We start from the raw sequence: 10,794 nt of genomic DNA, 5'->3' as shown, positions 1-10,794 counted from the left end.
AAGGATTCAATTGGCTACATTCACGCATGCACGGTGCCCAAGTACCGGTTCGGATTTTCTGTGGTATAGGAAATAATGGGGGAGACGGTCTGGTCTTGGCTCGCCATTTAATTCAACACGGCTATAATGTGCATACTTATGTGGTGAATTGCAGTGATAAACGTTCTAAGAACTTTTTGATCAATTACGATCGAATCAAGCAAGTCACCAAGAAATGGCCAACGCTCATAACAGGAGAAGAAGGATTTCCAGATATTCATAAAGACGATGTGGTTGTAGATGCCATTTTTGGGATTGGTCTCAACCGTTGTATGGATGGATGGGTAAAGGCAATGGTGCAACATTTAAACGCCGCTGGCGCCTTTATTTTAGCCATTGATATGCCAAGTGGTCTTTACGCCAATGCTCCAATAGAGGATCCAGAAGCAGTGGTGAAAGCAAATCACACCTTGAGCTTTCAATTGCCCAAGCTTTCTTTCTTTATGCCTTCTACCGGTATTTTTACCAATACATGGGAAGCCATAGACATAGGCTTAGACCCAGAATTTGTCATGACTCAGCCACCAATTGCAACACTACTGCATAAACAACATATTTTGAGTTGGTATCAGCCTAGAGAGAAGTATTCTTACAAAGGAACCTTTGGCCACAGCATGCTTGTCGGTGGGAGTATGGGAAAGATGGGCGCTGTTGTTTTAGCTACTCGTGCCGCTTTACGCGCTGGCAGTGGATTAGCTACAGCACATGTTCCTATATGTGGATTAGGAGTCCTGCAAACTACTGTGCCGGAAGCTATGGCTAGTTGTTCAGAGGAAGAGTCTTTTCTAAATTCGATTCCCTTAGAGCCTACGCATACCTATGGAATTGGAATGGGCATGGGGATGGAAGATGGAACCTTAACCGCTTTAGATCAATTTTTAGAGGCGCAAGAAGCTCCGGTTTTGTTAGATGCCGATGCTTTGAACTTACTAGCGTCAAAGAAAGAGCTTTATGCTAAAATTCCTCAGCAGTCTGTATTGACACCGCACCCCGGAGAACTCAAGCGATTACTAGGCGATTGGACCGATGATTTTGACAAATTGCAAAAGGCACAAGCCTTTGCTGTAGAGCACCAGGTTGTCTTGCTTATAAAGGGAGCGCACACCTGTATTTGCACTCCTCAAGGGACACTTATTAATTCTACAGGCAATCCTGGCATGGCAACGGCGGGGAGTGGAGATGTTCTCGCAGGAATGATTACAGGACTCATGGCACAAGGCTATCCGACGTGGCAAGCTGCTGCTATGGGTGTCTATTTGCACGGAAGTTCTGGAGACATTGCGGTACAGCAATTGGGATATCAAGCCCTTTTGGCCTCAGATATTACAGAAAACATTGGCAATGCATTCATCAAACTCTTTGAGGTAGAACAACCTCCGCAGCAACAAGAAGAAGAGGCTCAGTAAATCCATTGACTTGCCCTTAGGAATCTCCATTAATTGAGTCAGAAAGTGTATTTTTACCCGATCAACTAACAGTATGGAAGAAGTCTATGAAATCGGGGCGTCTACTTTAGACCTCCCGCTTCTACAAAAACTTACCGCCGAGCCGCACCAGTTGCGCTTGAGTGAAGCCGCAAAGCAGCGTATTGAGACGGCTTATGAATATTTACATCACAAAATGCAACAATCCAAGGATCCGGTATATGGAATCAATACGGGTTTTGGAAGTTTGTGTAATGTGGCTATATCTGATGATAAGCTCACGCAATTGCAGGAGAATTTGGTCATGTCTCATGCCTGCGGAATCGGGGAAGAAGTTCCCACTGATATTGTAAAGACTATGCTACTGCTCAAGGCGCAATCCTTGAGTTATGGACATTCTGGAGTGGCCTTGTCTACTGTAGAATTGCTCATGGAATTCTACAACAATGAGGTGTTTCCCGTAGTGTATCAGCAAGGAAGTTTAGGAGCCTCCGGGGATTTAGCACCTTTAGCTCATTTGGCTTTGCCGCTATTGGGAAAAGGAGCAGTAAACTATCAAGGAGAACGACGAGAAGCTTCAGAAGTACTTAAAGAGCTTGGGTTAACTCCGATTAAACTGCAGGCTAAGGAAGGTTTGGCTTTGCTTAACGGAACCCAGTTCATGTCAGCCTACGGAGTGGAATTACTCTTAAAAGGCTATAAACAGGCTTATTTAGCTGATTTGATCGCTGCCTTATCTGTGGACGCCTTTGATTGTAATCTGAGTCCATTTGATCCCTTGGTGCACTTGGTGCGTCCTCATAAAGGGCAGATCAATACCGCGGCGAGAATCTTAGAGTTTTTAGAAGGAAGTGAGATCGCTGCTTCAGAAAAATCCAGCGTACAGGATCCTTATTCCTTCCGTTGTGTACCTCAAGTGCACGGAGCTACCAAAGATGCGCTAGATTTCGCGTCCAAGACCATACTGACAGAGATCAACTCCGTTACGGACAATCCCAACATTTTTGTAGGGGAAGATCGCATCATATCCGGCGGGAATTTTCACGGACAGCCTTTGGCTTTGGCCTTGGATTATTTAGGAATAGCTCTGGCAGAATTAGCCAATATTTCCGAACGTAGAACCTACCAGTTGGTTTCTGGTTTACGCGGACTCCCTGACTTTTTAGTGCAAACACCAGGCTTGCATTCTGGGTTTATGATTCCGCAATACACTGCGGCGAGTATCGTGAGTCAAAACAAACAATTGGCTACCCCAGCATCCGTAGATTCTATCGTATCTAGTAATGGACAAGAAGACCACGTGAGCATGGGGGCAAACGCAGCTACCAAATGTTACCGCATTGCGGTCAATGTGCAAAAGGTGTTGGCTATAGAGCTTATGAATGCATCCCAAGCATTGGTGTTTAGAGAACCTTTGAAAACAGCACCCTTTTTGGCTTCAATTTTAGCGTTATACCGTGAGGAAGTTCCTTTTGTTTCAGAAGATCGTTTGCTGTCTGAGGATATTCATGCTAGTGTCGGGTTTCTGCGCAGTTTGCAGATCGACTCCGCGGAGCTGTACTAGTCAGTCTTAGGTTTACTTTATACTTATTCGTTGGATTCGATCAGTTCCTTGCCCGGTTCGGGTAGGGGAACGATATACACGAAGTAATAAACCAAAGAGCCTACGCTGTTGGCAAAGATCAACACTAGTATCCACACAATGCGCTCCGATTCTTTGATCTTCGGATTCTTCCTAGAATGGATCAAATAATAGATCATCATTCCAATGGAAATTCCTGCAGCGATGAGCACGAGTAGAATCAGCCCAAAAAATCCTCTAAATACGGCAAAGGGTTCTTCTTCAAAATCTTGTGGATCTCTAAAAGCTATATCGCTAAAAAAGCTAAAGAAGCTCACCAAATAGATGATCAGAAAGACTCAGGGCAAAAAGGTGAGGATGCCTAAAAGTATTTTTCGGTTCTTGGTCATGATAGGTGGTTATTAGAGAAGAGAAGGAAGTCGAGTGGACTTTCTGATATTCACCAAAAACCAGAAAGTTCACTGGACTTCTATATATAAAGCCGAAGCCTACGATTTCGTAGGCTTCTTTTGTTTTTTGATCTTTATTTTGAGTTCCTCGGTCTTGGAATCCAGATCCATACTTATGGTGTCTCCTTCTTCCAGATTGGAATTGATGATCTCTTCCGCCAAGGCGTCTTCAATATATTTCTGAATGGCGCGCTTGAGTGGTCGCGCTCCATAATCCTTATCAAAGCCTTTGTCGGCAATATAGTCCTTGGCATTCTCGCTAAGTTGTAAGTTATAACCTAAATCAGAGATACGTCCAACGAGCTTGTCCAATTCAATATCGATGATCTTGTGAATGTCTTCGCGCTCAAGAGCGTTGAATACCATTACATCGTCAATTCTGTTGAGGAATTCCGGTGCAAAGGTCTTTTTCAAGGCATTCTCAATAACACTCTTTGCATGTGCGTCAGCCTGATTCATCTTCGCAGAAGTACCAAATCCAACTCCTTGTCCAAAGTCTTTCAACTTACGAGACCCAATATTGGAGGTCATAATAATGATGGTATTTCTAAAGTCGATCTTACGTCCTAAGGAATCGGTCAAATATCCGTCATCCAATACTTGTAAGAGCATATTGAATACATCCGGGTGTGCCTTCTCGATCTCATCCAATAAAACCACTGCGTAGGGCTTACGACGGATCTTCTCAGTGAGCTGTCCACCTTCTTCGTAGCCAACATATCCCGGAGGTGCTCCGATCAAGCGAGATACAGCGAATTTCTCCATATACTCACTCATATCTATACGCACCAAGGCATTATCAGAATCAAAGAGTTCGCGGGCCAATACTTTAGCCAACTGGGTTTTACCCACACCAGTTTGTCCTAAGAAAATAAAGGACCCGATCGGTTTGTTAGGATCTTTCAGTCCAGCACGGTTACGCTGAATGGCTTTTACTACCTTTTTAACAGCCGCATCCTGTCCGATAACTTTGCCCATGATTCTATCCGGCAATTCGGCCAATTTGTTGCTTTCCGTTTGCGCAATACGATTCACCGGTACTCCAGTCATCATAGAAACTACTTCAGCTACATTATCCTCAGACACCGTTTCACGATGCAATTTGGATTCGTTTTCCCAGGCTTCCTGAGCTCTTGCCAACTCGCGCTCTAAGTTCTTCTCGTCATCGCGGAGCTTGGCAGCTTCTTCGTATTTCTGCTTTTTGACCACAGTGTTCTTTAACTCACGCACTTCTTCCAATTTGGTCTCAATGTCCAAAATGGTCGATGGAACATTGATGTTAGTAATGTGCACGCGCGATCCGGCTTCATCCAAAGCGTCAATAGCCTTGTCCGGTAAGAAACGATCGGTCATATAACGATTGGTCAGCTTTACACAAGCTTCCAATGCATCGTCTGTATAAGTCACATTGTGGTGCGACTCGTATTTTTCTTTGATGTTCTTTAAGATCTCAATGGTCTCTTCCACAGAAGTAGGCTCCACCAAAACCTTCTGGAAACGACGTTCTAGGGCTCCATCCTTTTCAATGTATTGACGATACTCATCTAAGGTAGTGGCACCAATACATTGGATCTCCCCACGCGCTAGGGCAGGCTTGAACATGTTTGACGCATCTAAAGATCCCGTGGCACCTCCGGCGCCGACGATGGTGTGAATCTCATCAATGAACAAGATGATGTCATCATTCTTTTCCAGTTCGTTCATTACCGCTTTCATGCGCTCTTCAAACTGTCCGCGGTATTTAGTTCCGGCTACTAAACTGGCCAGATCTAAAGTAACCACGCGCTTGTCGTAAAGAATACGAGACACCTTTCGCTGCACGATGCGCAAAGCCAATCCTTCTGCAATGGCAGATTTACCTACTCCGGGTTCTCCAATGAGTAGGGGGTTGTTCTTTTTACGTCGACTCAAAACCTGTGAAACACGTTGAATTTCGGCCTCACGTCCCACTACAGGGTCTAATTTACCTTCCTCGGCTTGTGCAGTAAGGTCACGTCCAAAGTTGTCTAAAACAGGAGTTTTGGACTTTTTGTTGCCTTTTGCATTTCCACCTCCAAATGGGTTGTCTTTTCCGCCGTCTTCTTCCGTGGTTTCATCATCATCTCCAAAAGAAGATTCAGCCGTTGGTGAGTCTAGGTAATCGTCGTCGTTCGCGATCATGAATTTGAATTGGTCCTTCACGCCGTCGTAGTCTATTTTGAGTTTGTTCAATAGCTTAGTGGTTGGGTCGTTCTCGTTTCTGAGAATACACAACAAGAGATGCGCCGTGTTGATCGATGAGCTCTGAAACAACTTGGCTTCCAAAAAAGTGGTTTTTAAAGCGCGCTCAGCCTGACGGGTCAGGTGTAGGTTCTTTTTATCATTAGAGGTCGCTGCCGAATTTGGGTTGGCAGGACTGAGTATTTCCACCTTTCTGCGCAGATTGTTCAGATCGATATCCAGCGCATTGAGAATATTTATTGCTTTCCCATTGCCATCACGCAGCAAGCCAAGCATCAGGTGCTCAGTGCCTATAAAGTCATGGCCCAGGCGTAATGCCTCCTCTTTACTGTAGGCAATTACGTCTTTTACTCTGGGAGAAAAATTATCATCCATATCTAGAATTCCTTTCTGTCTAAAATTACTAAAACATTGATTAAGGAGCAAAAATTGTACCTCAAATACCCGTTTGTAAGTAAAAGGACGAAAAAACAAACGCATAACCAAACAAATACACCCAGAGTTATTAACTAAAATACCCTAAAAATTTGTTAATAAAATTGTAGGTAAAAGCGCTGTGATCACCAATGAAAATGGGCTGAAAAACGTATCTTGCCTTGTTATAAATTTTGATTGAAAACTAAACGATTTTTTTATGGCTGAAGGCGAAAAATTAATCCCTATCAACATTGAAGATGAAATGAAGTCAGCCTACATCGATTATTCGATGTCGGTCATTGTGTCACGTGCACTGCCAGACGTGCGTGACGGAATGAAACCGGTACACCGCCGGGTACTGTACGGAATGTATGAATTAGGGGTTCGAGCAGGTTCTGCACACAAGAAATCTGCGCGTATTGTGGGAGAGGTGCTCGGTAAGTACCACCCGCACGGCGATACCTCGGTCTACGACGCCATGGTACGTATGGCTCAGGAGTGGAGCTTGCGTTATATGTTGGTCGATGGACAGGGTAACTTCGGATCCATTGATGGAGACTCTCCAGCGGCAATGCGATACACGGAAGCGCGTATGCAACGCATTTCAGAAGAAATGCTGGCCGATATTGACAAAGAGACCGTAGACCACCAGTTGAACTTTGACGACACCTTAAAAGAGCCCACAGTGCTTCCTACGCGTGTTCCAGGCTTGTTGATCAACGGTGCTTCAGGTATTGCAGTAGGTATGGCAACCAATATGCCACCGCACAATTTGTCAGAAGTAGTGGACGGTACCATCGCTTACATTAACGATAACGATATTACGATTGACGAGCTTATGCAGCACGTCAAAGCACCTGACTTCCCTACAGGAGGAACCATTTACGGTTATGAAGGTGTAAAAGATGCGTTCCACACCGGACGCGGTCGTGTAGTAATGCGTGGAAAGGCCAGCTTTGAAGAAGTTAACGGCCGAGAAGCGATCATCGTGACTGAGATCCCTTATCAAGTGAATAAGGCGGACATGATCAAAAAGACTGCTGATCTGGTCAACGATAAAAAGATCGAAGGGATTTCTACCATTCGCGATGAGTCTGACCGCAAGGGAATGCGCATTGTATACGTATTGAAGCGTGACGCGATTCCAAACATCGTGCTCAATATGCTCTACAAGTACACGCAGCTGCAATCCAGCTTTAGCGTGAACAATATTGCTTTGGTTAATGGACGTCCGCGTCTATTGAACCTAAAAGAATTGATCCACTATTTTGTGGAACACCGCCATGAAGTGGTTGTGCGCCGTACGGAGTACTTGTTGCGCAAGGCTGAGGAGCGCGCACATATCTTAGAAGGATTGATCATTGCTTCTGACAATATTGATGAAGTGATCAAACTAATCCGTGCTTCTGCCAATGCTGACGAGGCTCGCGCTAAGTTGATGGAAACCTTTGAGCTTTCCGAGATTCAGGCCAAGGCGATTGTTGAGATGCGTCTGCGTCAATTGACCGGACTGGAGCAAGACAAATTGCGTGCGGAGTACGACGAATTGATGAAGACCATTGAAGATTACAAAGACATCCTTGCTAAAAAGGAGCGTCGTATGGACATCATCAAAGAAGAGCTGGAAGAAGTTCGCGAGAAGTTTGGTGACGAGCGTCGCTCAAACATCGAATACGCAGGAGGTGATGTAAGTATTACAGACCTTATTGCAGATGAGAAAGTGGTAATTACTATTTCTCATGCGGGATACATCAAGCGTACATCGCTTACAGAATACAAGAAGCAAAATCGCGGTGGTGTAGGGCAGAAGGCCTCAGCCACGAGAAACGAAGACTTCCTAGAGCACTTATTTGTGGGAACCAATCACCAATACATGTTGTTCTTTACGCAAAAAGGAAAGTGTTTCTGGATGCGCGTTTTTGAAATTCCAGAAGGAAGCAAGACCTCTAAAGGGCGAGCTATTCAGAACCTGATCAATATTGAACCAGACGATAAGGTGAAAGCCTTTATCTGTACTCAAGACCTTAAGGACGAAGAGTACATCAACGGTCACTATGTGATTATGGCCACTAAGAAAGGGCAAGTGAAGAAAACTTCACTAGAACAGTATTCACGTCCTCGAACTAATGGGATCAACGCCATTACCATTCGAGAAGATGACGAGCTGCTTGAGGCTAAACTCACCACTGGTGATAGCCAAGTGATGCTTGCTGTTCAATCTGGGAAGGCCATCCGCTTTGAAGAAGAAAAAACCCGACCCATGGGAAGAAACGCTTCTGGTGTTCGTGGAATTACCCTGGCAGGACCAGATGATGAAGTAGTTGGAATGATCGCAGTGAACGATTTTTCAACCGATATTCTGGTAGTTTCTGAGAATGGATATGGAAAACGTTCTTCTTTAGAGGATTACCGCATTACCAATCGCGGTGGAAAAGGAGTAAAAACCATTAGTATTACCGAAAAAACCGGTAAATTAGTCGCCATTAAAAATGTGAGCGATGCAGACGACCTGATGATCATCAATAAGTCTGGGATCGCCATTAGAATGGCCGTAGAAGATCTGCGTGTAATGGGTAGAGCGACCCAAGGAGTTCGATTGATCAAAGTAAGAGATGACGACTCTATTGCCGCAGTAGCCAAAGTGATGCATGATGAAGACGACGTTGATCAGGACGAGTTTACGGAAGATGGCACGGCGATTGATACGGATACAGCGACAGATGAACCTAATGAGTAATTTCTAAAACCACAACAATGAGTCTACGGCTTGAATATCAACCGTAGCGCATTAAATTTTTAACACGTGAAATGAACACAAATAAATTTAATTAGTTGCGTACTTAATGCCACTATTAAATTTTTTGTGGGAAAGCAAAGCGGTTGATCTATGCAAATAATTTTTATTTGCTTGATTGACATAAAAACAAAAATTATTAAATAGATGAAAACACGATTATTGACTGTTTTATTGATTGCCGGAACCGTGAGCACCTTTGCGCAAAAGAAGGAGCTTCGTGCAATTGGTAAGGCGTTAAAAGGAAATAACTTTACCGAGGCTAAAAGCCTAATTAACGGTATGAGTGGCCTTTTGGAGGCTGCAAGTGATGAGCAAAAAGCTACTTATTACTTGTATAAAGCCAAAGCATTATCTATGAATGGAGAGACTACCAATTCTGCGGATATGTTGGAGGCTGCCAAGGCCATTAAAATGGCAAAGGAGATCGATGCGGAGAACCCAGACGTAATTAATCTAGGGAACACCTTGCGTACCGCGGTTGTAAATAGTGCAGTAGCAGATCAAAATGCAAAGAACTATGAAGCCGCAGCGAGCAAACTAGAGGCCATGTACCGCGTTAATCCTCAGGATACCTCTTTCCTATACTTTGCGGCGTCCAACTTAGTAACTGCTAAGATGTATGACAAAGCTATTGAGCACTATAAAGAGCTTCAAAGTGTTGGATATACAGGTATCATTGAAAAGTATGTAGCAACTGACAAGGAAACTGGAGAGGTGAAGGAATTCAGCTCTACAACAGAACGTGAGTTGTATGTAAAAAGTGGAGACTTCATCAAGCCAGAAACTGTAAAGACAGAATCTAAGGCTACAGAGATCACCAAGAACATCGCTTTGATTTATGTAAGTCTTGGTCGTAACGAAGAGGCAATTGCTGCAATGAAAGAAGCGCGTGCTTTAGCGCCAGACGACATGGGTCTTTTGATGACAGAAGCAGACGTACAATACAAAATGGGTAACTTGGAACGCTTTAAAGAGCTGATGAATGAAGCAGCTGAGAAAGAGCCAAACAACCCTCAAACGCAATTCAACTTAGGTGTTGTAGCAGCGAAAGCTGGGGATACAGAATCTGCTAAGGCTTACTATATGAAAGCTCTAGAGATCGACCCTAGCTTTGCAGATGCCAACCTAAATATGGCTTCGTTGATCATTGCTCAAGAAGGAGCGATCGTTGAAGAGATGAACAACTTAGGAACTTCAGCAGCAGACAACCGTCGTTATGATGAATTAAAGGCACAACGTGAAACCGTTTACCGTGAAGCGGCTCCATATTTCGAAAAGGCTAATGAGGCTAGAGAGAATGTAGAGATCGTTCGTACGCTAATGAACATTTACTCCATCTTAGGAGATACCGAAAAGTTTAAAGCTAAGAAAGCTCGCTTAGAAGAGCTCGGTGGATAACCAATACATCCCTGCTGTAAAAACCACTGCCTTTGGCGGTGGTTTTTTTTTGGATTAAACGATTCGTTTAAGCACGCGTAATTTGTGGGTGTGGGTGTTGCGTTCTGCGTTGAAGATTCCTGTGTGATCCAATCGATCTATACGCACTTGCCCATGCGCGTGGATGATATAATTGTCTTTAAGGACAATCCCTACGTGAATGATGTCTCCGTCTTTGTTATCAAAGAAAGCCAAATCACCAGGTTCACATTCCTCTATAAAACTAAAGGCGTCTCCTTGCGTGGCTTGTTGACTGGCATCGCGCTGAAGTCTGTAACCGTTTAAACGATACACCATTTGAGTGAATCCGCTGCAATCAATTCCAAAAGGAGTTTTTCCGCCCCAGAGGTATGGACTGTTCAAATAGAGTAGTGCGGTATTGACCAAATGTGCCTTGTCGACAGTTCCAGAGGTTGTGTTGCCCGCATG

Annotated in this window: 7 protein-coding genes; 4 read left to right on the top strand and 3 right to left on the bottom strand. The window is 44.2% G+C overall.

Annotated features, from left to right (window positions below; all coding sequences use genetic code 11):
* Both HRT75_RS08820 and hutH read left to right on the top strand, forming a co-directional pair.
* On the top strand, positions 1-1,445 hold a 1,445-nt coding region (locus HRT75_RS08820; protein ID WP_291185345.1), incomplete at its 5' end, for an NAD(P)H-hydrate dehydratase.
* 73 nt (positions 1,446-1,518) lie between these two features.
* A complete protein-coding gene (gene hutH, locus HRT75_RS08815; RefSeq protein WP_291185342.1) occupies positions 1,519-3,027 on the top strand; it encodes a histidine ammonia-lyase in 1,509 nt (502 codons plus the stop codon).
* 23 nt (positions 3,028-3,050) lie between these two features.
* Here the strand turns inward: hutH and HRT75_RS08810 are convergent, their stop codons facing one another.
* Both HRT75_RS08810 and HRT75_RS08805 read right to left on the bottom strand, forming a co-directional pair.
* Positions 3,051-3,362 carry a hypothetical protein gene (locus tag HRT75_RS08810; protein ID WP_291185339.1) on the bottom strand — a complete coding sequence of 104 codons (312 nt, stop codon included), beginning with the start codon at positions 3,360-3,362 and terminating at the stop codon, positions 3,051-3,053.
* Between the two features lie 171 nt (positions 3,363-3,533).
* Entirely contained in the window at positions 3,534-6,089 is a 2,556-nt protein-coding gene (locus HRT75_RS08805; RefSeq protein WP_291185336.1) for an ATP-dependent Clp protease ATP-binding subunit, read from the bottom strand.
* Between the two features lie 259 nt (positions 6,090-6,348).
* Between HRT75_RS08805 and gyrA the strand changes: the two genes are divergently transcribed.
* Complete coding sequence (gene gyrA, locus HRT75_RS08800) at positions 6,349-8,868, top strand: DNA gyrase subunit A (protein ID WP_291185331.1); 2,520 nt, start codon at positions 6,349-6,351, stop codon at positions 8,866-8,868.
* Positions 8,869-9,072: 204 nt separating this feature from the next.
* The gene (locus HRT75_RS08795) at positions 9,073-10,326 is read left to right on the top strand and encodes a tetratricopeptide repeat protein (RefSeq protein WP_291185329.1); all 1,254 of its coding nucleotides are present in this window, start codon (positions 9,073-9,075) and stop codon (positions 10,324-10,326) included.
* 54 nt (positions 10,327-10,380) lie between these two features.
* Here HRT75_RS08795 and HRT75_RS08790 read toward each other — a convergent pair.
* The coding region (locus HRT75_RS08790) for a C40 family peptidase (RefSeq protein WP_291185326.1) at positions 10,381-10,794 on the bottom strand (414 nt) is incomplete at its 5' end.

This window comes from Gilvibacter sp. (assembly GCF_013214815.1).
Taxonomy (GTDB): Bacteria; Bacteroidota; Bacteroidia; order Flavobacteriales; family Flavobacteriaceae; genus Gilvibacter.
The sequence above is the reverse complement of the archived record's forward strand: the minus strand, read 5'-3'. Positions and strand labels throughout refer to the sequence as shown.

Excerpts from the sequence above, each read along its gene's own strand:
- hutH (WP_291185342.1), top strand. The coding sequence starts at position 1,519 with ATGGAAGAAGTCTATGAAATCGGGGCGTCTACTTTAGACCTCCCGCTT.
- HRT75_RS08805 (WP_291185336.1), bottom strand. The coding sequence starts at position 6,089 with ATGGATGATAATTTTTCTCCCAGAGTAAAAGACGTAATTGCCTACAGT.
- gyrA (WP_291185331.1), top strand. The coding sequence starts at position 6,349 with ATGGCTGAAGGCGAAAAATTAATCCCTATCAACATTGAAGATGAAATG.
- HRT75_RS08795 (WP_291185329.1), top strand. The coding sequence starts at position 9,073 with ATGAAAACACGATTATTGACTGTTTTATTGATTGCCGGAACCGTGAGC.